Below are 25,178 nucleotides of genomic sequence, written 5' to 3' on the forward strand. Positions count from 1 at the left end.
GCTCCGCACTTACACAGTTACTCAGTAGTATCATTTTAACACACTTCGACCGGGTTTACCAGTCTTTTCGCTTCCAGCCCTTTAGACCGTCTCAAATTTCAGCTGATCGCCATCTTTTTCAATCCGAACCTCTGTTTTTTTCCGGATCGTGCCTTCCAGGATCTTCTCAGAAAGCTGATCCTCGATCTGCGTCTGGATCGTCCGGCGCAACGGTCTTGCACCATATTTGGAATCATATCCCTTATCTGCCAGGAAATCGATCGCATCATCTGTGATCGTGAGCGTCATTCCAAGCTGATCCTCCGTCCTTTTCTTGATGCCGCGCAGCAGAATGCCCGCGATCGTCTTGATATTCTCCTTCGTCAGAGGATGGAATACTAAAATCTCATCGATTCGGTTTAAAAACTCCGGCTTAAACATCCGGCGCACTTCCTCCATCACGCGCTCTTTCATAAACGCATAATCCGCTTTCTCACCGCTCTCCGACGAGAATCCAAGCCGCTTCGGGGAAATAATATTTTCAGCGCCCGCATTGGAGGTCATAATCAGAATCGTGTTCTTGAAATCCACCTTCCGTCCCTGTGCGTCCGTAATGTGTCCGTCATCGAGGATCTGCAGCAGAATGTTAAATACATCCGGATGCGCTTTTTCAATCTCATCAAAAAGAATAACCGAATATGGATTGCGACGCACCTTCTCGCTGAGCTGTCCGCCCTCCTCGTAGCCAACATATCCTGGCGGCGAACCGATCATCTTGGAAACGCTGTGTTTCTCCATGTACTCCGACATATCAACGCGGATCATCGCATTTTCCGTGCCAAACATCGCCTCCGAGAGTGCCTTGGAAAGCTCTGTTTTTCCGACACCCGTCGGCCCCAGGAACAGAAACGAACCGATCGGCCGCTTCGGATCCTTGAGTCCCACACGACCACGGCGGATCGCACGCGCCACGGCGGATACAGCCTCCTCCTGTCCGACCACGCGCTCATGCAGAATGGACTCCAGTTTCAACAGCCGCTCTGACTCTTCTTCTGCCAGCTTGCGAACCGGGATCTTCGTCCAGTCAGAAACAATGTCCGCAATCTCATTTTCACCGACCACTAACTTGCGTGAATTTTTCTCTTTTTCCCATTTTTCACGAATCTTTTCAATCTTTTCCTGCTTTTTCTGCTGCTTCTTCTTGATCTCACCGGCTTTCTCATAGGCTTCAGCCTTGATCGCCTCTTCCTTCTGACCTTCGAGTTTTTTGATCTCCGCTTCGAGCTTTTTGATCTCCTCCGGCTCCGTATATACAGTCAGACGCAGCTTCGAGGATGCTTCATCGATCAGATCGATCGCCTTGTCCGGCAGAAAACGGTCATTGATATAGCGGGCAGACAGGCGCACCGCTGCCACCAGTGCCTCATCCTGGATCGTCACCTTGTGATGTTCCTCATAGCGGCTACGAAGCCCCTTCAAAATCTCAATGGATTCCGCCTCCGTCGGCTCATCCACCATAACCGGCTGAAACCGGCGTTCCAAGGCCGCATCTTTTTCGATGTATTTGCGGTATTCTTCCAGCGTCGTCGCACCAATGAGCTGAATCTCGCCCCTCGCCAGCGACGGTTTCAGGATATTAGAGGCATCGATCGCGCCCTCCGCGCCGCCTGCGCCGATGATCGTGTGAATCTCGTCAATAAACAAGAGCACATTTCCACTCTCCCGCACCTCGGCAAGTACCTTCTTAATCCGCTCTTCGAACTCACCGCGGTACTTGGATCCTGCGACCATGCCGGACAAATCGAGGCTGACAACCCGCTTTTTCGCGATCGTCTCCGGTACATTGCCGGAAACAATGAACTGTGCCAGACCTTCCACAACCGCCGTCTTTCCGACGCCTGGTTCCCCGATCAGGCACGGATTATTCTTCGTCCGGCGGCTTAAAATCTGAATAACACGTTTCATTTCCCGTTCCCTGCCGATGACTGGATCGAGCTTTCCGTCCCGCGCCATCTGGGTCAGATCCCGGCTGAAATTGTCCAGATTCGGTGTATTGCCTTTCTCCGGGCGCACCCGTCCTGCTGCCGCATCTTCCGCTGCCTCGGACGGCGCATCATCACCCATAGCCCCCATCAGATCCACATATAATTTCTGAATATTAACATTCATTGTATTGAGTAAACGGCACGCAGTTGATTTTCCATCCTTGATGATGGCAATCAGGATGTGCTCCGTTCCAATCAGAGGCGCTTTAAAAAAAACCGCCTCATCATAACTCGCCTGCAGCACGGCGCGCGCCCCCGGCGTATACTCAATCTGTCCCTCTACCTGAGTCGCCACTGCCGGGCTTATCAGACGCTCCATCAGTTCCATGACACGCTCTTCTGTCACATCATGTTCTGCCAGAACCGCTGCCGCCACGCCAGTTTCCTCTTTTATCAGTCCTAAAAGCAGATGCTCCGTCCCCACATAGCCGTGTTCCAGCTCCTGCGCTGTCTCGACTGCCAGACGGATCGCTTCTCTGGCCTTCTGAGTAAAACGATCGATCATTTTACTGTTCCTCCTGTTTCTTTTTACTTTACACCAGCTTCGGCAGTTCCTCCCGCAGATACCGAGCCCGCTCTGCCTCCAATTCCTCACGTCCCAGCGGCTTGCTCGAACGTTTCTGTAAGTTTGCCGGCTGGATGCCGATCATCAGGCGGTAAATGCTCACAAATTCCGCCGGTTTTAACAGCCCGTCCGCGATGCCCGCCCAGACATGAGATAGAAATGTCATCGCTTCCTTGAGCGTCATCCGGCGCGCATATTTCAGAACGCCGTAGGACTTGTACGCCTCATCCTCCCGCTCCAGGCGGTGCCTCGACAAAGAGACCTCGCGGAACTGATTTTCCTGCGCCGAGAGCTGCCCCGCCACGTTGGCCACCAGCTCCAGAATCTCTTGTTCGGTGATGCCGAGTGTCTTCTGATTGACTACCTCGTACAGATCGCCGTAGTTTTCATTGCCTCTGCCATAAACGCCGCGCACGGTCGTGCCGAAACGTCCCATATCGCCCAGAAGTTCCTGAAATTTCTTATTCATTGTCAGAGACGGCAGATGCACGACCACGGACGCCTTCATTGCTGTTCCGACATTCGTCGGATAGGACGTCAGATATCCATATTTCTCATTAAATGCATACGGAATCTTCTCGTTGATATAATCATCCAGCGCATCCGCTTTTGCATAACATTCTTGCAGATCGAGTCCCGATGCCAGCACCTGTAAACGGATATGATCGTCCGCATTTAATACCATGCTGACCCGCTCATCCTCCGAACAGAGAATCCCGCCCGGCGTCGTCTTCTCCGCCAGCGTGCGGTTTAAAAGCCGCCGTTCCCGCAATGCGGTGCGGTCAAGCTTCTCCATCAATTCCAGATCTTCATATTCATAAAACTGACCGTCCCGGTCACCCAGATCGCGGAAATTCTGTTTTAAACGGGCAATCATCGTCCGCGCCTCATCCGGCTCCAGACGGCTCGGAAATTTATATTCTTCCCAGTTCCGAGACAGACGCACCCGGCTGGAAACGATATTGGACGCATCATTCGCCACTTCCTCAAACCATTTCGTCATGTCTCATCTCTCCTTCCAGACTGTGTATCTTATCCCGGCAGGCAGCAGCCGTCTCATAGTCTTCTTCCTGCAACGCCGCTTCCAGCCTGCGTTTCAGCTGCTTAATCTGCTCTTCCGGGCTGAATTCCAGTTCTCCTTTCTTCGTCACCTCTGCAGCCGCCTGACTGCGCGGCTGGATCTTCGGATGTTTGCCGGTATGGCTCGAATTTTCCTGCAATTTCTTAATTTTCTCTCCAAGCAACGGATCAAACACATGATAACAGTCCGCGCAGCCGAAACGGCTGTTCTTGATAAATTCTTCATACGTTGTGCCGCAGGTCGGGCATACCACATCCTCTTTCGGTGCCTGGCTGGCAGACGCATCCGTCAGTCCCAAAAGGCTCGAAAGCAGTTTTCCAAGCGGAAATTCTCCCTCAATCAGTGCCGAGTACGGTCCCAGATCCATCTCTTTCGCGCACTGGGCGCAGAGATTATGCTCTGTCTTGACGCCGTTAAACACTTCTGTATATTTAATATTCGCTTCGCGAATCCCACATTTCTCACACAGCATAATTTATCCTCCCAACATACACATCCCGCAACGGTTCCAATACACAAAAACCATCGCCCGCAGCCGGAACCTGCTATTCCGCTGTAAATGCGTCATAAATGGAATCCACCAGATTGTGAACCTCCTCGCGGCTCACATTTTTACAGACACCTCTTGCCAGAATCACACTGAGATCCCGGCGCATCTCCGAGATCGTCCGCATCTTATCCGTATCAAGTGCAATCACTGCCCCGCGGCGGCGGTCCACACGCAGAAAACCTTCCTGTTTCAGTACAGAATATGCCTTGTTGACCGTGTGCATGTTAATTCCGATGTTATCCGCTAACTGGCGCACGGATGGTAGCGTATCGCCCTCCCGGATCTGGTCGGTCGCAATCCCGATGATGATCTGGTTTATGAGCTGAATATAAAGCGCTTCCTCACTGTTAAAATCAATCTCTACAATCATACTCCACCATCTTTCATTCTGACGGCAAACCCCGTTTCTAAATACAGTCAGCCGCCTGTTTTATCATTTGTTATATAGATTGTATAACAAACAGGTGTTTTCGTCAACTGTAAAACTGTGTTAATTGTGTGAACTTGTTACAAAAAATCGATATAAAAGAAAAGACAGATACCCACCAGAAATCTCCTGGACAGATATCCATCTTTTCCTCTTTTATTTACTGCGGATCGTCGATATACTCAAATCCATCCTCATCACGCCGATCCCGCTCTAACCGGGCTTTTGCCTCGCGGGCGCGTCTGGATCGCTCTGATTCCGACTCATATCTCGTTGGGCGATCACCGTATTCCTCCCGTTCCAGCGTGTAGTAAAGCTCCGAGCGGGATGCCGGGCGCACATAAATCGCCGGGCGTGCATTCCGGCGTTCTCCCGATGCTGCAGACTCTTTCGCCGCACGATGCGCCGATGCCGGCGTGTAATCGCGCTGCAGGCGGCTTTCTTTTGCTGAAACGGCACGTTCCCGTTCTGTGCGTCGGCTTTCTGCCACTGCCTGGCGTTCCCGCTCTGCGCGGCTTCCGTCTGCCGAAGTTCTGCGCGGACGCTCTGAACGGCTTTCCTCTGCCGCATCTCTGCGGGTGCGCTGCAGACGTTCTTCTTCTGATGCCTCTCTGCGGACACAAGCCGGACTGCTTTCTTCTGGCATTTCTCTACGGACGCGTTCGGAACGATTTTCGCTTTCTGCTTCCCGGCGGCGTCTTTCCTCCGGCATCCGTTTTGCGCGGTCTGCCGATGCTGCTGCCTCCATACTCCGCTCCCGGCGAACCGGCTGGGAGACGTGCTCCTCATCCCTTGTCCGGCGGGCCGGAGGCGTCTCGCGCTTCTCTTCCCGCTCCCGGCGAACCGGTCTTGTCTCCAGCGTCTCTTGGGTTCGGCGCGCACTCCGACGCCCTTCCTCTATCCGCTCTGCGGACGGGCGGCGTCTGTCATCCGCTGCCATGCGCTCCTTCTCACTCCGTGCTGCCGGTCTTGCCGGCGTCATTTCCCCATCTTCTCTCTTGTCGCGCCCAGTGCCTCGTTTCACCCGTGCGTCTGCCGCCGGTCGTGCATTCGGCGATGACGGACGACGCTTGGACCTCTGTCTGCCTCCGGCTGCCTGCGCTTCCTCTCTCCACTCTTTCCGCTTGAGCAGAAGATTGATCACGATAAAGAACAAGATTACACACGCTACGCCCAGAACCGCAAGCATGACAAAGCGAATATTATAATCCCTGCAAAGTGCGTTGTACTTATCTACAATCTCTTCCACTTGTGCATCATCGTATTTAGTTGCCAGAGACGGGTCTTCAAAATACCGTTGGAAGGTCTTTTCTGCAATATCATACCGGTACAGCGACTTCTCGCCGCTCTCATTCATACCATATACGACACAATACTTCTGCTGTTCATCGCTCTTCCACACCCAGCCCTGCACTTTATACGTGCCGTTTAACTGAATGGTCGTCTCCATAAATCCATCCGGAATCTGAACCGACTCATCCGGTGGAAGCACCAGAATCGACTTTGCTGTCACATCGATCGTCACATACGGCGATAACACACCGGATTCCGGTATATAAATATAAAACGCACCATTTCCATCGGCCCCCTGCAAATACAGAAGCGTCAGGTCATTGCCATTTCCACACTGGACCTCTGAACCGCCATAAGTACAGGTAGACTGCGTATATCCTTCCGGAAGCAGGGAGGCATCAAATTCCGTCGCCACCGTATAGGAAACGCCGTCTATTTCCACATCCAGCCCGTTTGTCACAACCGGCGTTGTCCCAACTGCCTCTGTTTCAGCCCCTGTCTCTGCCTCTGACGGCACATCGACCGTATCTAGCTTATTGACTGTGATCGTGTAGCTCTTAGTTGTCTGTCCATCCTCCGCCGTCACCTTGCAGACAACGATATTAGCACCTACCTTTAAGCCGGAATCACCGCTGACAAGGACTTTCGCCTTGCTGTCCTTCGCACTCGCGCTGACCGCCAGCTTATCGACGCTGGCTCCTACCTGCGCCGTATAGGAAGTCACATTTGGCGAAAATGCAGGGGAAAGTGTTCCTGGAGAAATCTTTAAGGACGAAAGCGCCGCTTCCGCCGAGGAGGTTGCCGGTGCTTTTACTTTGACACTCGCCGTCCCCGTTTTAGAAACTGTGACTGCCTGTGCATCTGAGTCATAGACTTCATAACTTCCCACAGAGATCGAAGTATTTCCCGCCTGCACTGCCTTGAATTTCAGCGTATAGGAAAATGCCTTCGTCGAATTGGAATCCATCGTTCCAACCAGGCGGACGGAACCTGCACCGCCGCTTGCGTTATTTCCGCTCACAAACTCAATGACCGACGGATCATAGGAAAGTACCACGTCGGATGCCCCTAGATTTCCATCCTGAGAGGAGATCTTCACATTGACGCTGAACTCCTGACCCACCGTCGCACTCGGATCGGAAAATGAAATTTTTGCGCTGGATGCATAGGCGCTGATCCCGCCAACCGGCGCCGCCACCGTCAGCATACCTGCCGCAAGTATACCTAATATGATATTTTTAAACCTTTTCATTCAACTGCCCTGTCCTATATTCTTTATTGGGAACGATCCCCTATCTGCACCGTTCCCTTTCTTTACAAATTTTCACGTACCCGCTGCCACCTCTCAAGACCAGCCGCAGGTACGTGAAATATCCCTACAGTCCCAGAATCTTCTTCTGCATCAGAAGAATATCCAAAATATCTACTTTTCCATTTCCATTGAGGTCGGCGCGCGCGATTTCTTCCGCTCTTAACTTTCCAAGTCCCAGTATCGACCGCTGTGCCAGCAGGACATCCATGATGTTCAGCTTACCGTCGCCGTTGACATCCCCGCGCACCGACGATGCCGTATGCGTTCCCGATGTGGACTGGGATGGTGCCGCCGCGCTGGTCGGCGACTGGCTCCCCTGCGGACTTCCGGCGCTCCCGACAGACTCCCCATTTGGCGCAATCAGGGTTCCGGAACTGCCGCTCCCAAATCCATTCACATTCGATCCCGGTGCGGACTGCCCGGAAGGAGAACTTCCCGAAGAGGTCGGACCGACAATCTGCACATCCGAACCGCCGGAGGAAGAATTTCCTGAACTGCCTCCTGAAGACATGCCCGGTCCCGTCGCCGGACCGCTAGAGCTGCTTCCAGAGGAAACGCCGCTTCCAATCGAGCTTGAGTAGGTCGGACCGCCCGACTGGCGCACTACGTGAAGGACGTAATTTCGCAGATTTCCATTTGCCGCTTTGACCGTCACGGTGATCTCATTGACACCGCTCTGCAGATCGACCGTTCCCGTTCCGGCAATCGTTGCCTTGGAATCAATCGCACTCGCTGCTACCGTCACGCTTGCCACCGATGGATCCACGATCAGATCGTAGGACTCTGTATCTCGGTTAAAGGTCGGTGTTAGCGCAAATCCATCGACACCCAGCGCCGACAGCTTGTTGTTCGGGCTGCCGTCCAGCGTCGGTTTGACGCAGGCGCCCGCCGGCATATTTTTATACACCGGAATCGAGAACTCAAGTGTTGTATTTGCCAATGCCGTGATCTTCGAAAGCGTCAGTCCTTCGGCAGCTGCCGCCTGCACGTTCGTCATGTACTGGTGTTTATAAAGGTTGCTGCCCTGCACATTAAATTTCTTTAAGTACAGCGTATCCTGCCCTTTTTTTACATAATTCTCACCATAATAAACCGAACCGCCGCGGATCGATTTCTCGATGCTGTTCCACGGGCGCAGATAGCTTCCCGACTGGGATGCCCACCAGAGTCCGCGTTCTACCGCACTCATCGATCCGGACTGATATGCCTCTATATTAAAGAAGTTATAATATCCCTGATAGCCGGACACCGTTCCGGAAATACTGCGTCCGGTTCCCTGGCTGCCCTGTTCCTGCAGAATCATCGACGCCAGAATATATGGATTGACTCCCGATTCGGATGCCGCATTCATGATGATATCTACATAGGAAGTACCGATTGCAGACTGCTGCGCCACTCCCGTGGAAGTTCCCGAACTGCTGGAAGTGCCACTTCCCGGTGCACTTGTTCTTCCGCTGCTGGTTGAACCAGAAGTTGTTCCAGTTGTGCTGCTTCCCGGTGCGCTTGTACTGCCACTGGTGGTTCCAGCCGTGCTGCTGGTTGTCCCCGATGACTTATTCGATGTGCCGCTGCTGACCGGCGCCGTCTCCCCGTCTGCATTGTTGGAAGAAAATCCATCTCCCGCCATGCCTGGTCCATTGGTCGCTGCCACCCGCTCCGTCTTATGATCGCTGATCGAAGCAATCGGAGACGACAGACCGGCGCTGCTTCCGCTCGAACCTGACGAACTTCCCGGTCCCGTCGCTGAACCGGAAGAAGAGCTTCCAGAACTGCTTCCCGTACCGGCCGATACCGACGAGCCGCCCGACACCGTGCCGGAAAGGAAGGTTCCGCTCACCATGTTCTGCAGCCCCGTCTTCGTGTGAAGCGAACTGTCATACGACTGTTTCATGAACTGGTAAATATATTTATCATTTAAGAAATTCCGCGGATCCATATAATAGGCGATAATATCCGAAGACGCCTGTACCCAGGAGCTTCCGTCAAAGCCCGGCCAGGTTCCGGTTCCCCAGTCATACGCGCCTGTCTCGGTCGATTTCCAGGACGAAATGCTGCTGCTCGCAACCAGGTTCCGCCCGATCACGCTTTCATTTTTCAACGCTGTGTTCCAATCCAGATTCGTCTGGAACGCCGTGAACGTCCAATTCGGATATTGTGCATGCAATTCCCGGAGCCCCTGTTTATAGCTCTCCGGAAATCCCTGCTTTGTCAGATAGCTTTCAAAATCCGAATCCGATTTGATCGCAGTCGGAAACTTTATGTATTTGCTCGAAACATAACCCGTCTGCTCACCGCCGCTTCCGCTATATCGTATCTGATACCATACGACGCCATCCGTTCCCGTCTGCTCACCAAGTACTGTAACTGGTGCGCCCTTGGACAGCTTCGCTAGTGCCTGATACGAAGTGCCCGGACCACTCCGGACATTCAGGTTTGTCGCATTGACCGACGCGGTTCTCTCTTCCGCATAGCTGACGATCCCCAGCAAAGACTCTGCTGCAGTACCTGCCAGCCCTGGGTTGACCGCCATCACAGCGCCCAACAGAAACGCCGCCGCCCGTTTCCCCAATAACTTCCATTTTTTCATCCGTCTATCTCCTCATTCTGTTGCGTTTTCTGCAATTCATCCCCCGCAACGGAATTCTTATTCTGTCTGCCGCCGTATTTCCAGACAGCCGCTCGACTGTTTTCCATCTTTTTCACGTTTTTACAATCGTATCTATTATAATGAAAAAAGACCATATGTGTCAACCTTACCGAAAAAACTTCGCAAAATTTGGGGCTTTTGCGTGAAATTGTAAGATTTTCTTAATTTTTAGAAGCAGTATAAATTGGCTTCGAAATGTTTTCCAGATGCATGATTTTTGAATGCATGACCGCATGAAAAAGAATGTGCCTTGGCACATTCTCGCGCCGAGCGCGGTCGCTTGCGATATGTTTCTGCTTCGCGCGAGTGCGCATCCTCGCGGAGCGTTTTTTTGTTTCATAGGACGTAATTTCCTATGAAATAAAAAAGGAGTGCCAATCCGGTACACTCTACCGATTCTGGCACTCCTTTTGGCTCAAAATCCTTAAATTCTTTTTAGCTTAGATCTGGTAAGACTCGCTTTTTCTTCCAGCCCAGGTATTGATGCCGTTTCCATCCATCTCCTCAGTGGACACCGGTGCTTTCTTTACTTCCGGCGCAGCCGCTTTCAGGATCTCGCGTTTCTCAACCGGCGGTTTCTTTGCCGGACGGGACTCGAAGAACTCTTTTGCTACCTGTGGGAACAGTGCATAAGTCAGGACATCCTCATCCTGCTGCTTCCACTGCTTCATCTCCGCCTCAATCTTCTCAAGCTGCGGCTCGATCAGATCTGCCGGACGACAGGTGATCGGTTTTGCATCGCCGATTGCTTTCTTCTGAACTTCTTTGTCGAACGGCTTTACAGTCTGTCCGAACTCGCCCATCAGAAGTTTCTTGGATTCCTTTGTGAACATCTTGTAGCGCTCGCCCATCAGGACATTTAATACAGCCTGTGTACCAACGATCTGGGAAGACGGAGTAACTAACGGCGGCTCACCGAAGTCTTTGCGGACTCTCGGGATCTCTTTCAGTACATCGTAGTATTTATCCTCTGCGCGCGCTTCTTTCAGCTGGGAAACCAGGTTGGAAAGCATACCGCCCGGAACCTGATAACGCAGGGTATTGATGTCAACGCCCAGAACCTTGGTATTCATCAGACCACTCTTTAACGCTTCCTCACGCATCGGGCGGAAGTAATCTGCGATCTCCGCCAGTTTTTCCTGATCCAGTCCGGTATCATACGGAGTACCTTTGAAGGTCTCAACCATAACCTCGGTCGCCGGCTGGCTCGTTCCCATCGAAAATGGGGACATCGCGGTATCGATCATGTCAGCGCCCGCTTCCACTGCCTTTAAGTACGTCATGGATGCGACGCCGGAGGTGTAATGCGTATGGATATCAATCGGAAGATCAACTGCTTCTTTCAGCGCTTTCACAAGGATCTCTGCATTGTACGGGGTCAGAAGACCTGCCATATCCTTGATACACAGGGAATCAGCACCCATATCCTCGATTCTCTTTGCAATGTCTTTCCAATAATCCAGTGTATATGCATCACCCAGTGTATAGCTCAGCGCTATCTGTGCGTGTGCTTTTTCTTTGTTGGCTGCCTTTACCGCTGTCTCCAGGTTGCGGATATCATTTAAACAGTCAAAAATACGGATAATATCAATACCATTGGCAACTGATTTCTGTACGAAATATTCTACCACATCATCTGCATAGTGGTTATAACCCAGAATATTCTGTCCGCGGAACAGCATCTGAAGTTTTGTCTTCTTAAAACCATCTCTCAGCTTTCTAAGGCGCTCCCACGGATCCTCCTTCAGGAAACGAAGGCTGGCATCGAATGTCGCACCACCCCAGCATTCTACTGCATGATATCCAACCTCATCCATCTTTCCGATGATCGGAAGCATCTGCTCCGTTGTCATTCTGGTTGCAATCAGAGACTGGTGCGCGTCACGAAGGACAGTTTCCACAATCTTAACCGGCTTTTTCTTTTCATTTGCCATTCTAAAGATACCTCCCAATACACTTTTATTATGAGTCAACTATCTGCGACCTGGCTGATTAAATAATTCACAGCCATATTTTTATCTATTATACCACAAGTTTTCCGATTTCTGGATAGTTTTTTTAATATAATTTCATAAGTAAATTCTATATCGTGGAAATGTGGGTTGTGATTTTTTCTGATGTCAGGGAGCTTTCCTCTGCGCCGCGCGGGGGCGGCTGGAGGAAAAAAGTTTCTTGGTCGCTTCTTTCTAGTCCGCAGTGCACCAGCTCGAAAAAACTTCGTTTTTCCTCGCTGTCGGGCATTCGCCCTATGAAAAAAAGAAGCCACACACAGCTGCTTTTGTGTAAACACAACGCTTCTGTGTGTGGCTTCTTTTTTTCGCACTGCTCTTTGCTTACGCAAGTTTGGACTTAGCCAGCTCTGCCAGTTTTGCGAAACCTTCTGCATCGTTGATAGCCATGTCAGAAAGGATCTTGCGGTTCATCTCAACACCAGCCTGCTTTAAGCCGTACATGAACTTGCTGTAGGACAGACCATTGATACGTGCTGCTGCGTTGATACGAGCGATCCACAGCTGTCTGAACTGTCTCTTTCTCTCTTTACGACCAGCGTAAGAGCTTGTAAGAGCTCTCATTACGGACTGCTTAGCTACACGGTACTGTTTGGAACGTGCGCCTCTGTAACCCTTTGCCAGCTTTAATACTCTATTGTGTTTCTTTTTAGCGTTTAATCCGCCTTTTACTCTTGCCATCGGTTATTTCCTCCTTCTTAATCCTCGAATCTTATAAGTACGGTAAAATCTTCTTCATTACCTTGCTGTTTGTAGCATCAGTAACGATGTCTTTTCTAAGATTTCTTTTTCTCTTTGTAGATTTCTTAGTTAAGATGTGGGATTTGTAAGCTTTATTTCTTACTAACTTTCCGGTTCCGGTTGTTTTAAAACGTTTAGCAGCTGCTCTGCTTGTTTTCATTTTAGGCATGGTGTAGTCCTCCTTAATAATAGTTATGTCCTTATATCTAGCGTTTCGCAGAAAGGAACAGTACAATACTTCTTCCTTCTACTTTTGCCGGTTTATCAACGGCTGCGATATCGGCAAGCTTCTCTGCAAAATCGTCAAGGATATACTTTGTCTTTGACATATGTGCCATCTCACGACCTCTGAAACGAAGTGTAACCTTTACTTTATTGCCTTTTTCCAGGAATTTTCTCGCATTGTTCATCTTGGTATTCAGGTCATTTTCATCGATATTCGGGGAAAGACGAACTTCCTTGATCTCGATTACCTTCTGTTTCTTCTTAGCTTCTTTTTCTTTTCTTGCAAGCTCGTATCTGTATTTACCGTAATCGATAATCTTGCAGACCGGCGGCTTCGCAGTCGGAGCAATCTTTACTAAATCCAGTTCCGCTTCTTTCGCTAACTTGTAAGCATCCTTTGCGGACATGATTCCAAGCTGCTCTCCATTTTCGCCAATCAAACGAACCTCTCTGTCTCTAATCTGTTCGTTAATCATTAACTCGCTAATAGCCGTGCACCCCCATGATATGTGATGATTTTGGTTGATTCAGTGTCAAAAAAAATAAGTGAACAGTACAGACCATCCACTTACTCATAATAGGAAATCCAATATAGGAAATTTCTCAAATTTATGAACCCACAGTCACTTGCTCGTGCTGAGGTGAGGTAGATAACCTGCTTTCCTGTCTTCGTAAAGTTGTTTCCTCACAACTTTTGTTAGTATACTATGGTTTCTTTGGAATGTCAACCGGTTTTTTCGAGATTTTTTGAGAAGATTTACAAATGATTTTTAAATATGGTTCACGTGTTGCGCGAATGACGGCAACGTACGCAAATACATTTACGGACATACTAAAAACTACCGCCGGATATCATTACCTCTGCCCGGTTTTGCTTCCTTCCTGACAGAATTTTCCATATCCGGCGGCATTTTTTATTTCGAATACTTATGCAGGCTTTCTTCTATATTAAAAAGAAAAACCGCATCAGAGTCACCGTTTCTGGAAACTCGAACATTCCGTCTGCATAGAAACCGTCGCATTGCCTCCGGTGATTCCGATGTGTTCCGCGCTGCACCGGCGGTCTGTATTATAAACACAGTTCGTTGCCTCGCACTCTACTTCGAGACGGCTCTCCGGTGTTTTAAAAAGGTTGCGGAATGTGCCGCCTTTCTTCTCATCGAAGCTGCCGCAGCAGGTATCGCATTTATCCTGCGCCGTCTTTCCTTCTACCAGAATGGTATTTTTACAGCAGCAGTTTTCCGCATTGTGCATACATCCGGTTACACTACAATCCAGTTTTGTCATGATTTTTCCTCCTGTTTTCTGACATGCATCACCGAAAGTCTCCTCCGGCATCCAGCCATCAAACTTTTCAGCGATACACTTTTCAATGTGTCATGGTTTTCGTTGCTGTTCACACATGTATGACCAGTAACGGGATTTTGCCGATACTTTGCATTCCAAATCGGCAAAATCTGCAACCAGAACTGTATCGTACGGAATTTTCAGTTCAGAAAATTCCTGCCTGTGAACAGTTACTGGTTTTTAGATTCAGGAGTAGTATCTGCTTCTTTTTTGGATTTATTCGTGTAAACGAAAACAAACGCATCCATGATTTTATCTCACAGATGCGTCTGCCTGATTTTTTAATTTTTCAAAATTATTTAGCTTCGTCTGCTTTCACAGTCTCACGCAGGTTTTTCTCTTCGATCTCCTTCTGGATGGACTCGATGAAGCTCTCTACACTGCTTGCGCCCTCGTCACCCGCAAAACGGCTGCGGACGGAAACGGTCTTCTCTTCTTCCTCTTTCTGTCCAACAACCAACATGTACGGGATCTTCTGGGTCTGTGCCTCGCGGATCTTGTAGCCGATCTTCTCGGAACGTGTATCCATCTCTGCACGGATGCCAGCCTCGGTCAGCTTGTCCAGAACTTCCTTGCTGTAATCTGCGTATTTGTCAGAGATCGGAAGAATCTTTACCTGTACCGGTGCCAGCCAGGTTGGGAATGCACCTGCGAAGTGCTCGATCAAGATACCAATGAAACGCTCGATGGAGCCAAATACAACACGGTGAATCATGATCGGACGATGTTTCTCACCGTCTGCTCCGGTGTACTCTAATTCAAATCGCTGTGGAAGCTGGAAGTCAAGCTGGATGGTACCACACTGCCAGGTTCTTCCGATAGAATCTTCCAGATGGAAGTCGATCTTCGGTCCATAGAATGCGCCATCGCCCTCGTTTACCACATACGGCAGTCCCAGCTCTTCCAAAGCGGAACGCAAGCCTTCGGTTGCCATCTCCCAATCTTCATCACTTCCCATGCTGTCTTCCGGACGGGTGGACAGCTCTACGTGATATTTGAACCCAAACAGGGAATATACCTGGTTGATCAGGTGTACAACGCCCTTGATCTCGTCCTTGATCTGCTCCGGTGTCATGAAGATATGTGCATCATCCTGTGTGAAACAGCGTACACGCATCAGACCATGAAGCTGACCAGATTTCTCATGACGATGAACGATACCAAGCTCACCCATACGCAGCGGCAGATCACGGTAGGAACGTGGCTCAGAACCGTATACCAAAACGCCGCCTGGACAGTTCATTGGTTTAATTGCGTAATCCTCTTCATCGATCACAGTTGTATACATGTTGTTTTTGTAATGATCCCAGTGTCCGGAAGTCTCCCAGAGCTTGCGATTCAGGATGATCGGAGTGGAAATCTCTACATAACCAGCTTTTTTATGGATTTCTCTCCAGTAATCAAGCAGGGTATTTTTCAGTACCATGCCCTTCGGCAGGAAGAACGGGAAACCCGGACCTGCATCGTGCATCATGAACAGGCCAAGTTCTTTGCCCAGTTTACGATGGTCACGTTTCTTTGCCTCTTCCATCATTGTGATGTATGCTTCCAGATCCTCTTTGGTTGCAAATGCGGTCGCATAGATACGGGTCAGCATTTTGTTCTTCTCGCTGCCTCTCCAGTATGCGCCTGCCAGATTCATCAGCTTAAATGCCTTACCAACACCCTTGGTGTTCATCATGTGAGGTCCTGCACATAAGTCAGTAAAATCACCCTGACGGTAGAAGCTGATCTCTGCATCCTCCGGCAGATCCTCGATTAATTCTACCTTGTACGGCTCCTCTTTCTCCTTCATGAACTCGATCGCTTCATTTCTCGGCAGAGTAAAGCGCTCCAGTGGAAGTGCTTCTTTGATGATTTTCTTCATCTCTGCCTCGATCTTCGGCAGATCCTCTGCAGTCAGAGGGGTAGCCGGATCGACATCATAGTAGAAACCGTCTGCGATGGACGGTCCAATCGCAAGTTTTGTCTCCGGGTAAAGGCGTTTTACAGCCTGTGCCATTACATGGCTGGCGGTATGGCGCAGAGCTGCCAGACCTTTCTCATCCTTTGCAGTCAGTATATTTAACTGACAGTCATGGTCGATCACGGTACGGAGATCTTCTTCCTCACCGTCAACCTCACCCAGACATGCCACTCTCGCCAGGCCTTCGCTGATGTCTTTTGCAATGTCGATGATGGACATCGGGCTCGCATATTCTTTGACAGAGCCATCTTTTAATGTGATCTTCATCTTTTTTCTCCTTTTCGTTCTGAAATAATAAAAGCTTCCTGACCAGAAGAACCAAACAGAATGTGCCTTGGCACATTCTCGCGCCGAGCACGGTCGCTTGCGACATGTTGCTTCTTCGCGCGAGTGCGCATCCCGCGGAGCGTTTTTTGTTTCATAGGACGCAATTTCCTATGAAACAAAAAAGTCCCTTAGCCAGATGTTTCTGACTAAGGGACGATAAATCGCGGTTCCACCCTTATTGAATCGATCTTTCGGATCGACTCCACTTCATTCTGATGATAACGGAATCACCGTTCCCGATTAAGGGACATTCAAAGCTGGTATTCAGATTTGTTTTCCTGTCCGACGCTTCCACCCACAGCCACCTGCCTCTGTTATTTCAGGCTTTTTCTGCGACGCCGTTCTCTGTCCAGTTCCACAATCCTACTGGTCTTCTCAACACTTTCTTTATATAGATAAACCCGTTTCTGGTTCATCATTACAGTCTCGATTATATCAGCTGTTTCTATTTTGTCAAGATATTTTTCTCTTGAGTTTTCACTGCATTGACAGACCGCCTCTTTCATGGTATGATAATAAGGATCTAAATATAAGGGCCAGTACCGGTTTCGACAGGGATCATGAAGCTGGTGAAGCTATCCGCATGCGATGCGTTAAATGGCAAACTTAAAATTAAACGCTAACAACAAATTAGCATACGCTGCCTAATTTGGCAGTTGTCAGCCTTAGAGCACTCACACTTTAAGAATCTGGCATCGAATATGTGAGAAACGATGACAGGCGGGTTCCGGACTGTCAGGCGTATCAGGAACTACTGAAGTTCTGAGGATGTTCGTTTCCGCAGGATAGAGGGAATGTCAAAGAACGGACTATGATAGTAGAAGAACAGGGAATTGGTTTTTGGACACGGGTTCAACTCCCGTCTGGTCCACTAAAAAGAACTGCCGCCCAGCAAATCATTTGCTGATGCGGCAGTTCTTTTTCTTATCTATTTTTATTCTGCATCTTTTACCGATTCTGGAATATCTCAATAATCGCCTTCACGATCGCCACCAGCACATTCCACATCCGTTTTAACGGACCTTCTTCACTGCTGCCGTCTGCCTCCTGATCGGAGATATCGGTTGATTCATCATCATCGCTGATCTCATCGGTCCGCAGGACGATCTGCACGCTGTTCGGGGACGGATTTTTCGAGGAGGTAAAGGAAATCTTCTCCGCCTCCGGATCTATGTTCAGGAAGTTGTTCTCATCCTCAAACTTATCGATCTGCTCATCGAGCGTACTCTTCATGTCTTCCCCCGCTTCCCGAACCGCCGCAAGCTGATCGATCATAGTCAGGTTCTTATCAAGAATCTTCTCCATGCCCTGCAGCGTTGCCTTGGTTCCGGCATCCAGCGAATCACCTGCCGAAATCAGCGTGTCATTCAAAAGACTGAGCATATCATGTGTGGTATAAAGCGCCCTGGTCAGCCGGTTCATCAGTTCTTCCGAATCAGACAGGGAATCCAGCATCGTCGGCACATATTTATCCGTTGTGTCAATCAGGACCCGCATATCATCCAGCAAATTAATCAGTTCATCGGTCGAACTTCTGAGCGCCGATAAAGTCGAACCCGTCTTGCCAGTAATATCTCCCGCCGTCTTGAACGCACCATTCACTTTATTCACAATCGTTTTCGCAGTTTTCTGCGCCTGCTCCACTTTCTGGAAAATGCCCTTCGTCTCTTCCACCAGACTTGCAGCATCCGCAGAATAAGTAGTCGCTGACAGAGACTCCAGCGCCTCCTCTACATCATCTTCTGCATTGCCAATCTCATCTTCCCAGCTCGCATCATTGACACCGCCACTTCCCGGCTCGCCGGACGGTCCGGCTGTCAGGGCTCCCGCAGAAACCTCGGTTCCAAATGCATTCACCTCTGCATCCTTGTCTTCCGTCTTTGTCGCTGATTCAGCCGCTTTTTCCGCCTGGTTACCAGCTGCACCAGACGCTGAACCTGCGCCCGCTGCTTCCTGTTCAGCCGAATCTTTGCTTTCTGTTCCTGCTGAGCCAGAGGCCGAAGCGCCTGCTGCCATTTCCGCGTCATCCGTGGTATTTGCAGAACCCGTAGTTTTTGCATGATCGGCGTCACCTGCAGAATCCGTGATATCTGCGCTGCCAGCCGCCCCCGCTGTCTGACCATTTCCGTTTCCAGATGCCGCCTCCGACGATACAGATGCCTCTTCCTTCTCCGCACTCTTCATCTTGCGGATCCGTTTCAGCTTCATGCCGTCTAACGTGGCTAAACTCTGATTCAGGCTTCCAATCCCCTGTTCTGTCACCGCCAGGGAGGTATTTCCCTGTCCCAGAAGTTTATCGAGTTCTTCCAAAATTTTCTGGACTTCCGCCGTCCGCTGGACAATATCTTTCTCGATCGCATCCTGCGTCTGCTGGCTGACAAGACCCTTATTTAATTCATCCGAAGCCGACCGGAGCGATTTGCTCAGACTTCCCAGGCGGTCATACAGGCGATCCAGTTCATCCTGCATATCTTCCATCGTATTGGAAAGCGCCTGTGTGTTGCTGTTAATATCCGTCACCGCATCGCGCGCCGTCTGTAAATACGGAATCATGACCGTCGTCTGATCCGTGACCGCCTGCAGATCGGCAAGCGCCTGTGTCGAGAGCGCCTCGATCTGTTTCCGGTTCGCACTGACGGTTCCACGCGCCTGATCGAGATTTGCCAGACCGCCCTTCACGCCGGAAACATCCGACTTCATGGATTCCATCGTCTTTAACAGCGCATTCATGCTGTCATACATCTTGTTTCCATCCTCGCGCCAGGTATCTTTCGCCTCTTTCAGATCCTTGATGCGGTTCAGCTCATCCAGGGTCCCCGGAACCATCATCATAATGACTCCGATATTCTCATAATTATCCGTGCCGACCCGGACTGTAAAATCGCCGTCCTCGCCCGGAAGCGCCGCAAACATTGCCGCCTGATAGCTTCCAACCGACTGCACCTGCGCGCCCGGCGCATCGACACTATAGCATTTCTCCATATCAACCGGCACAAGCACGGTCAACACCATATTATTTTTATAATACGCCTTCGCCTTCTCATTCGGGGTCGCCTTTACATTGACCTCAACCAGACCAGACGCCCCCGCCAGTTTGGATGCATCCGCTTCCACTCCATTAAGTTTATAGGAAACGTCAAACGTCCACGGCAGATCGACGCTGTTTTTCGGCATCGTACACTGATAATAAAAACGCGAATTCTTCTCCGGCAGTTTCCATGTGACGGTTCCATCGCCAATTTCCGGCGCCGTGTCGTCCGTCATGTTGACCACCTTGTCATAGGTACCATAATCGGTATATTCGGTCAGTCCATTCGTGGTACAGCCTTTGACCACATTGATCTGCGTTGCCGTTCCATAATAGTCCAGATTGACATACATCGTTTCATCTACCTGAACTCTTGGTGCAGCCGCCCGGACAGGAACTGCCGCACTCGTTACCAGCGTAACCGCTGCCAGCGTCGCCGCCGCTCCTCTTCTAATGATCTTCTTCATGGCTTCCAGCCTCCCTTTTTTCTGTCATCTTCCGTTTCCGGTCTTTTCTTCGTTCTCTCACTTTTCCAAGTAGCCGGAGCTTTCTTCTGTGTTTCTCCCGCGCCTCCGCATCGGAATCTGTTTTCTCTTGAGGACCGCCCGTCTCTGTTATTTCTGTATCTTCCAGCGCTTTCGTTTCAGCTTCGAATTGTTTTCTTTTCGACGTAACTGAATCCACCAGCGGCTTTTTCCCTTTCCACACGGCACCAGCCACGCGTCTTGCCGCCCGTTTCATACGGGCATGGCGGCGTTCGCGCCGTTTTTTGAAAAACAGATGAATCCTCTCAAATTCGTTCTGCATCAGGATATGATCAAACAATACCAGAAATGCCGGCATCAGGGAGCAGACAAAAAGCATACTAATCAGAGCCCCCCGTCCAATCAAATGTCCCAGATCGCCGATCGCCGCGACACTCGATACCTTGTATACAATATATCCGGCACAGGTCAGGATCGAACCGGATGTCAGAATCGCCGGAATACTAAGATTCAGCGTCCCTATCGCCGCTTCCTTCTTATCCATCGTCTTGCGGCATTCCAGATAATTGTTCGTCGTCAGAATCGCATAATCGACGGTCGCACCCAGCTGGATACAGCTCACGATAATGTAGCCAATGAAAATCATCGTGTCTCCGACGATGTACGGTACCGCCATATTGACGAAAATCGCGACCTCAATCGGAATCATGATAAGGAGCGGAATAATCAGTGATTTAAAACTCCACATGACAACCACAAATACGCCGATCAGCGACATCACATTGACACGGCTGTAATCCTTCGTGATCGTCGTCTGGATGTCCTGTGTGGACGGTGTTGTGCCGACCAGATACGAATTTTCCGGATAATATTTCTTCATGATCGCCTGGATCTCATCCGAGCACTGGTACGCCAGCTTGCTCTCGCCCTTACTCTTAACGTAAATAAGGATTCTCGCATAATCTTTTTTATGTAACTGGCTTGTGATGCTGTACGGAAGGAAATCTTCCGGTACGCCCTCCGGGAGCTGCCCGGACAAGGACGTTACACTCTTCATGTATGGCAGGTCTTCCAGCTCATCCGTGAACTGTTTTTCCTTGATAAAAGACGTATCCGGCACGATTGCCATCATCATATTGCTTCGTCCGAATTTCGCTGTGATCAGCTCATCATCCTCATATACCGTCGTTCCCTCGCTGGCGCCGACCGCGTCATTTCCGTAGAGGAAATCGTTCATGCTCTGCGCGGTGTATGCCGGGATCGCCAGCACCGCAATCAGAATCAGCACGATGCGGCGGCTGTTGTAGATACCGTGGCTGAGCTTATCAAACGACGGCAGGAACGAACGATGGGATGTTTTCTCAATCATCGGCGTCATACGCAGAATCATCGCCGGCATGAAAAACACCACTGTCAGAAGACTCAGGACAATACCTTTTGCCAGCACGAGTCCCATATCAAATCCGATATTAAACTTCATAAAACACAGAACGATAAATCCGACGATCGTCGTCAGGCTGCTGGCGAAAATGGAGTTTAATGCCTCATTGATCGCGTTGCTTAACGCGGTCATCTGATCCAGTCCCTTTGCCTTTTCCCTCGCAAACGCGTGGCTTAAGAAAATCGAATAATCCATCGAGCAGGCGAGCTGCAGGACCGCCGACACACTGTTCGTCAAAAAGGATATCCGCCCGATAAACAGGTTCGTTCCTTTGTTCAGGACGATCGCCACGCCCATGACCGTCAGATACAGCACCGGTTCAAACCAGGAGTTCGTCGTCACGGTCAGAATCAGGAAAATAACCACGACCGCCAGCGTCATAATCAGCTTCATCTCGCTCGAAACATTTTCCTGCAGCGATTTATTCTGAACCGCCATGCCGACGTAATGTCCCTTGTCTCCGAGAATGTCCTTGATCTCATCGATCGTCTGGGACGTCCTCTTATCCGTGTCGCCGTTTACAAAAACAATATCCATAACCGCCGTATTATCCTTGTAATACTCATCAACACTATTAAAGTTGATAAATGCATCCGCCGCGTATACGCTGGTCGATGTATCGAGCCACATGACCTGATCGACTCCGTCCAACGCCTCTATTTTATCCTTGTAGGCTTTCGCCTCATAAAGCGAAACATCATCAATCATGATGCGCCCCGTGCCGGGGTAGCCGAATTTCTCTTCCATCAGGTCCAGTCCCTGTTTGGACTGGACGGTCGACGGCAGGTATTCCGTCAGATCATAGTTGATCTCGACAAACGGCGCCATGAGCGCTGATATCAGCACCAGAACCAGAAAGACAATCTCGATCGCCCTGCTCCGCTCAATGATGAATTTCGGCAGGGAGAAGGCTTCTTTTTCCGTCTGTTTTTCTTCTTTGCGTTTATGTAAAAATTTCAGTTTCATGCCTACTTGCTCCTGTCATACAAAGATTGCGATCCTTACCGCATCAAAATAATCATATAATAATGCTTATCGCCGACCTGCTGATGTGCAACACCCATTTCCTTATAATAAATCACCCGGTCCACGCGCTTTTTCTCGTCGCTGTCGTGATTACGCAGAAGCTTTTCTTCTGCCTGCGTCACATCATCACAGTTGATGAGGTAAATCTCCGTATGACGTCTCGCAGTGCTTTCCCCGATGGATTTGAGGTAATCATCAAGTGTGCCTTCATCCGGGATCCGGCTGCTTCCATAGCCCTTACTGCGTGCCATCGCCAGACGGTGTTCGGCGATCTGCTGTAATTTTCCATTTAAAATAAAGCTGGCATCTTTATCGTAATCTTTTTTGTCATCGTCATAGTAATCTTCTTCCTCATCCCCGTCAAACGCGTCCGCCTTCAGCTCATTTAAGCTGTCCGCCATCGCCTGGGTATCTGCATCCAGAAATGCCAGCGTGTACGCGCCGCCGCCCGTGTTTTTCTTCTTTTTGGCGTTCGCCAGGCTGCCGTCCGCGTTGATCGTATACTGCGTCTCATCCTTTGTGAAGGTCGTTCCCTCCATCGCGCCGCTGTCTTTCAGGAAATAGTATTTTCCGTCGATATTCTGCCAGCCAGTCGCCATCGCGCCGTCCCCTTGCAGATAATACCAGGTTCCATTTTCCTGCTCCCAGCCCGTTTTCATCAAACCGTCTGCTCCGAGCAGGTACCATTTTCCGCCCATCTGCTGCCAGCCCGTCAGGTAAGAACCGTCCATTCCCACCAGATAATAACCATTCTCCACCGGCTGCCAGACACCCGCATCATCCGCAAGCACTGTCTGGGCGGCAGACGCTGAGAAAAGGAGACTTACTCCTGCGATTCCTGCCAGCCGTACTATCTTATGTCCCAGAACCGCTTTCAGCGCCCTTTTTAACCCCGGCGCCGTCCGCTTTTCTTCCTTCTTCATCCACAAATTTCTGTCCTTCATACGCTGTCCTCACTCTTCTTTATGCTTATTGATCGGATCCATCTGTTTCCAGTTCCACCCCCCGTGCCGTTAAAAGTGCCCGGAGCATCGCCGCCAGCTCCTTTTCCGAGATCCGGCTGCTGTCAATCAGCATATCATAACTTGCTTTATCCGCCCATGTCTTTTTTGCATAAAAATTATAATAATTTTTCCGTATTTTATCCGCTTGTTTGATCAGGTATTCAGCTTCTTTTTCATCTGTCTCGTAACGCCGCATAATCTCCTTCACGCGCGCCTCCATCGGAGCATATATAAATAGAGAAATAAGCCCTTCTGTCTCCTCCAGGATCTTGTCAGCGCAGCGTCCCACGATGATGCATGGACCTTTCTTCGCATACTCCCGGATCAACTGGGACTGCACGACAAACAAGGTATCATTCATCGGCTTTCCATAACCGGTAAACGGATTGCACTTGGCCGGAACCTTAAAAAGGAAACGGTTCGCCTTCATCTCGTCCGCCTCTTCCAGTTCCTCCATCTTAAATCCGCCGCACACCGCTGCTTCCTCTATCAGATGGCGGTCATAACAGGGAATTCCCAGTTCCTTTGCCAGAGACTGCCCCAGATTATGGCCGCCGCTTCCAAACTCTCTTCCGATTGTAATGACAAAATTTTTCATACCAGATTCCACCTTCGTATCTATTTCCTTTTGCTTTCGCATATGCTGCAGGTTCTCATAGCCGTTCCTTTCCCGATTGTCAACCACTCCTGCCGTCTGTGAAACGTTCCATACAAAAGACTTCTTCGCAGTGAACAGTTACATCTAAAATAGAGCATATACAACTCATGTCTGTTTAATTGACATTTGTTCATTTTTGAACTATAATGCATTATACTAAGTTGTTCGAATGAATACAATAATCATTTTTACGTCAGTTGTATTTTAATCAACATTTCATCACATTATGTTTGTTTTTTGTATCTGGTGTGCCCATTTTTACTTATTTTTAATACTCCCTTCATCCACAGCCTCCGATACACAGTCATACGGCGTTTCCCTGTCTGGAAACGTTCAGAAAGGAAGTCACTATGAAAGAAGAAATACTCGACCGGCGTGTACGAAAGACGAGACGCCAGTTAAAAGAATGCTTAACCCGCCTCCTCAAAGAAAAAAAAATTCATGATATCACGGTACGCGAACTCGCCGAGATGGCTGACATCAACCGCGGCACCTTTTATCTTCATTATAAAGATGTCTTTGACCTGATGGATCAGATCAAAAATGAGCTGATCGAGGAGGTTGAGTCTGTCCTGACGCACCATCCCGTTCCCGAACTGGTAGCGCGCCCTTCCCTCGCACTCTCAGAACTATTTCCTCTTGTACAGGAAAATGCAGAGATTGTTTCTATCTTAATAGGAGAAAACGGTGATCTGAATTTTGTCAACCGCCTGAAACGCATTGTCAGCGATAAATGTTTAAAAGGCTGGCTGGATCTCAAATGTTCCAGCGATCCGGATACGCTCGCGGCATTTTCCGCCTTTATCGTTTCCGGCTGTGTCGGTACCGTTCAGTACTGGATCGAAAGCGGCATGAAGGAATCCACAGAACAGATGGCAATCTTGACAGAGGACTTTATCTTAAAAGGCATCCGGGTGCTGGAAAATCCGGCTTGACTTTCACGAAATTCCGTGCTTTAATAAAACTGCAATTTTTAAAAATAGGTAATTGCGAAACTCAAAATTGAAATATAAGAGCAGTTA

18 protein-coding genes and 1 other RNA gene are annotated in these 25,178 nt (G+C 49.6%); 2 read left to right on the forward strand and 17 right to left on the reverse strand.

From position 1 onward, the window contains the following. Nucleotides 1-81 precede the first annotated feature (81 nt). The 13 genes from PUQ60_RS07800 to PUQ60_RS07860 all read right to left on the reverse strand — a co-directional run bounded on the left by PUQ60_RS07800 (nt 82) and on the right by PUQ60_RS07860 (nt 16,609). Nucleotides 82-2,529 carry an ATP-dependent Clp protease ATP-binding subunit gene (locus tag PUQ60_RS07800; RefSeq protein ID WP_118472749.1) on the reverse strand — a complete coding sequence of 816 codons (2,448 nt, stop codon included), beginning with the start codon at nt 2,527-2,529 and terminating at the stop codon, nt 82-84. Nucleotides 2,530-2,557: 28 nt separating this feature from the next. Further along, on the reverse strand, nt 2,558-3,592 hold the full coding sequence (locus PUQ60_RS07805) for an ATP--guanido phosphotransferase (protein WP_107000011.1): 1,035 nt from the start codon (nt 3,590-3,592) through the stop codon (nt 2,558-2,560). After that, on the reverse strand, nt 3,576-4,142 hold the full coding sequence (locus tag PUQ60_RS07810) for a UvrB/UvrC motif-containing protein (protein ID WP_107000012.1): 567 nt from the start codon (nt 4,140-4,142) through the stop codon (nt 3,576-3,578). Before PUQ60_RS07810 ends, PUQ60_RS07805 begins: the two co-directional genes overlap by 17 nt. Nucleotides 4,143-4,215: 73 nt before the next feature. Then, nucleotides 4,216-4,590, reverse strand: a complete 375-nt coding sequence (locus tag PUQ60_RS07815; RefSeq protein WP_022359631.1) for a GntR family transcriptional regulator — start codon at nt 4,588-4,590, stop codon at nt 4,216-4,218. Between the two features lie 217 nt (nt 4,591-4,807). Continuing rightward, a complete protein-coding gene (locus PUQ60_RS07820) occupies nt 4,808-7,192 on the reverse strand; it encodes a cadherin-like beta sandwich domain-containing protein (RefSeq protein ID WP_273380116.1) in 2,385 nt (794 codons plus the stop codon). Between the two features lie 124 nt (nt 7,193-7,316). Then, nucleotides 7,317-9,839, reverse strand: coding sequence for an SH3 domain-containing protein (locus tag PUQ60_RS07825; RefSeq protein ID WP_273380114.1), 2,523 nt, complete (start codon nt 9,837-9,839; stop codon nt 7,317-7,319). 500 nt (nt 9,840-10,339) lie between these two features. Then, nucleotides 10,340-11,833, reverse strand: a complete 1,494-nt coding sequence (locus PUQ60_RS07830; RefSeq protein WP_022358437.1) for an oxaloacetate decarboxylase subunit alpha — start codon at nt 11,831-11,833, stop codon at nt 10,340-10,342. 399 nt (nt 11,834-12,232) lie between these two features. Next, complete coding sequence (gene rplT, locus PUQ60_RS07835; protein WP_022358436.1) at nt 12,233-12,589, reverse strand: 50S ribosomal protein L20; 357 nt, start codon at nt 12,587-12,589, stop codon at nt 12,233-12,235. Between the two features lie 31 nt (nt 12,590-12,620). Further along, nucleotides 12,621-12,818: a 50S ribosomal protein L35 gene (rpmI, locus tag PUQ60_RS07840; protein WP_022358435.1), complete on the reverse strand. Its 198-nt coding sequence runs from the start codon at nt 12,816-12,818 to the stop codon at nt 12,621-12,623. A gap of 37 nt (nt 12,819-12,855) precedes the next feature. Next, nucleotides 12,856-13,350: a translation initiation factor IF-3 gene (gene infC / locus PUQ60_RS07845; protein WP_107000016.1), complete on the reverse strand. Its 495-nt coding sequence runs from the start codon at nt 13,348-13,350 to the stop codon at nt 12,856-12,858. A gap of 496 nt (nt 13,351-13,846) precedes the next feature. Beyond that, nucleotides 13,847-14,161 carry a DUF1540 domain-containing protein gene (locus PUQ60_RS07850; protein WP_107000017.1) on the reverse strand — a complete coding sequence of 105 codons (315 nt, stop codon included), beginning with the start codon at nt 14,159-14,161 and terminating at the stop codon, nt 13,847-13,849. Between the two features lie 355 nt (nt 14,162-14,516). After that, on the reverse strand, nt 14,517-16,454 hold the full coding sequence (gene thrS / locus PUQ60_RS07855; protein ID WP_270224228.1) for a threonine--tRNA ligase: 1,938 nt from the start codon (nt 16,452-16,454) through the stop codon (nt 14,517-14,519). Beyond that, nucleotides 16,451-16,609, reverse strand: a complete 159-nt coding sequence (locus tag PUQ60_RS07860; protein WP_182436623.1) for a hypothetical protein — start codon at nt 16,607-16,609, stop codon at nt 16,451-16,453. The genes thrS and PUQ60_RS07860 overlap by 4 nt, the downstream gene beginning before the upstream one ends. A 438-nt stretch (nt 16,610-17,047) precedes the next feature. Here PUQ60_RS07860 and ssrA point away from each other — a divergent pair. Further along, nucleotides 17,048-17,388: a transfer-messenger RNA gene (gene ssrA, locus PUQ60_RS07865) on the forward strand. 74 nt (nt 17,389-17,462) lie between these two features. On the opposite strand, the gene PUQ60_RS07870 is transcribed toward ssrA, so the two are convergent. The 4 genes from PUQ60_RS07870 to PUQ60_RS07885 are packed head-to-tail and all read right to left on the reverse strand — an operon-like array spanning nt 17,463 to nt 24,096. Then, a complete protein-coding gene (locus tag PUQ60_RS07870; protein WP_273380108.1) occupies nt 17,463-20,009 on the reverse strand; it encodes a hypothetical protein in 2,547 nt (848 codons plus the stop codon). Further along, nucleotides 19,993-22,434, reverse strand: a complete 2,442-nt coding sequence (locus tag PUQ60_RS07875; RefSeq protein WP_270808328.1) for an MMPL family transporter — start codon at nt 22,432-22,434, stop codon at nt 19,993-19,995. The genes PUQ60_RS07870 and PUQ60_RS07875 overlap by 17 nt, the downstream gene beginning before the upstream one ends. A gap of 35 nt (nt 22,435-22,469) precedes the next feature. Continuing rightward, the gene (locus PUQ60_RS07880) at nt 22,470-23,438 is read right to left on the reverse strand and encodes a surface protein PspA (protein WP_022358429.1); all 969 of its coding nucleotides are present in this window, start codon (nt 23,436-23,438) and stop codon (nt 22,470-22,472) included. Between the two features lie 25 nt (nt 23,439-23,463). After that, nucleotides 23,464-24,096, reverse strand: coding sequence for a cytidylate kinase-like family protein (locus PUQ60_RS07885; protein WP_117795649.1), 633 nt, complete (start codon nt 24,094-24,096; stop codon nt 23,464-23,466). 410 nt (nt 24,097-24,506) lie between these two features. Between PUQ60_RS07885 and PUQ60_RS07890 the strand changes: the two genes are divergently transcribed. Continuing rightward, entirely contained in the window at nt 24,507-25,091 is a 585-nt protein-coding gene (locus PUQ60_RS07890; protein ID WP_273380104.1) for a TetR/AcrR family transcriptional regulator, read from the forward strand. Nucleotides 25,092-25,178 lie beyond the last annotated feature (87 nt).

The sequence above is a fragment of the Clostridium sp. AF02-29 genome (genome assembly GCF_934835585.1).
Lineage (GTDB): Bacteria > Bacillota > Clostridia > Lachnospirales > Lachnospiraceae > Otoolea > Otoolea fessa.

Excerpts from the sequence above, each read along its gene's own strand:
- PUQ60_RS07800 (WP_118472749.1), bottom strand. The coding sequence starts at position 2,529 with ATGATCGATCGTTTTACTCAGAAGGCCAGAGAAGCGATCCGTCTGGCA.
- PUQ60_RS07805 (WP_107000011.1), bottom strand. The coding sequence starts at position 3,592 with ATGACGAAATGGTTTGAGGAAGTGGCGAATGATGCGTCCAATATCGTT.
- PUQ60_RS07810 (WP_107000012.1), bottom strand. The coding sequence starts at position 4,142 with ATGCTGTGTGAGAAATGTGGGATTCGCGAAGCGAATATTAAATATACA.
- PUQ60_RS07815 (WP_022359631.1), bottom strand. The coding sequence starts at position 4,590 with ATGATTGTAGAGATTGATTTTAACAGTGAGGAAGCGCTTTATATTCAG.
- PUQ60_RS07820 (WP_273380116.1), bottom strand. The coding sequence starts at position 7,192 with ATGAAAAGGTTTAAAAATATCATATTAGGTATACTTGCGGCAGGTATG.
- PUQ60_RS07825 (WP_273380114.1), bottom strand. The coding sequence starts at position 9,839 with ATGAAAAAATGGAAGTTATTGGGGAAACGGGCGGCGGCGTTTCTGTTG.
- PUQ60_RS07830 (WP_022358437.1), bottom strand. The coding sequence starts at position 11,833 with ATGGCAAATGAAAAGAAAAAGCCGGTTAAGATTGTGGAAACTGTCCTT.
- rplT (WP_022358436.1), bottom strand. The coding sequence starts at position 12,589 with ATGGCAAGAGTAAAAGGCGGATTAAACGCTAAAAAGAAACACAATAGA.
- rpmI (WP_022358435.1), bottom strand. The coding sequence starts at position 12,818 with ATGCCTAAAATGAAAACAAGCAGAGCAGCTGCTAAACGTTTTAAAACA.
- infC (WP_107000016.1), bottom strand. The coding sequence starts at position 13,350 with ATGATTAACGAACAGATTAGAGACAGAGAGGTTCGTTTGATTGGCGAA.
- PUQ60_RS07850 (WP_107000017.1), bottom strand. The coding sequence starts at position 14,161 with ATGACAAAACTGGATTGTAGTGTAACCGGATGTATGCACAATGCGGAA.
- thrS (WP_270224228.1), bottom strand. The coding sequence starts at position 16,454 with ATGAAGATCACATTAAAAGATGGCTCTGTCAAAGAATATGCGAGCCCG.
- PUQ60_RS07860 (WP_182436623.1), bottom strand. The coding sequence starts at position 16,609 with ATGAAACAAAAAACGCTCCGCGGGATGCGCACTCGCGCGAAGAAGCAA.
- PUQ60_RS07870 (WP_273380108.1), bottom strand. The coding sequence starts at position 20,009 with ATGAAGAAGATCATTAGAAGAGGAGCGGCGGCGACGCTGGCAGCGGTT.
- PUQ60_RS07875 (WP_270808328.1), bottom strand. The coding sequence starts at position 22,434 with ATGAAACTGAAATTTTTACATAAACGCAAAGAAGAAAAACAGACGGAA.
- PUQ60_RS07880 (WP_022358429.1), bottom strand. The coding sequence starts at position 23,438 with ATGAAGGACAGAAATTTGTGGATGAAGAAGGAAGAAAAGCGGACGGCG.
- PUQ60_RS07885 (WP_117795649.1), bottom strand. The coding sequence starts at position 24,096 with ATGAAAAATTTTGTCATTACAATCGGAAGAGAGTTTGGAAGCGGCGGC.
- PUQ60_RS07890 (WP_273380104.1), top strand. The coding sequence starts at position 24,507 with ATGAAAGAAGAAATACTCGACCGGCGTGTACGAAAGACGAGACGCCAG.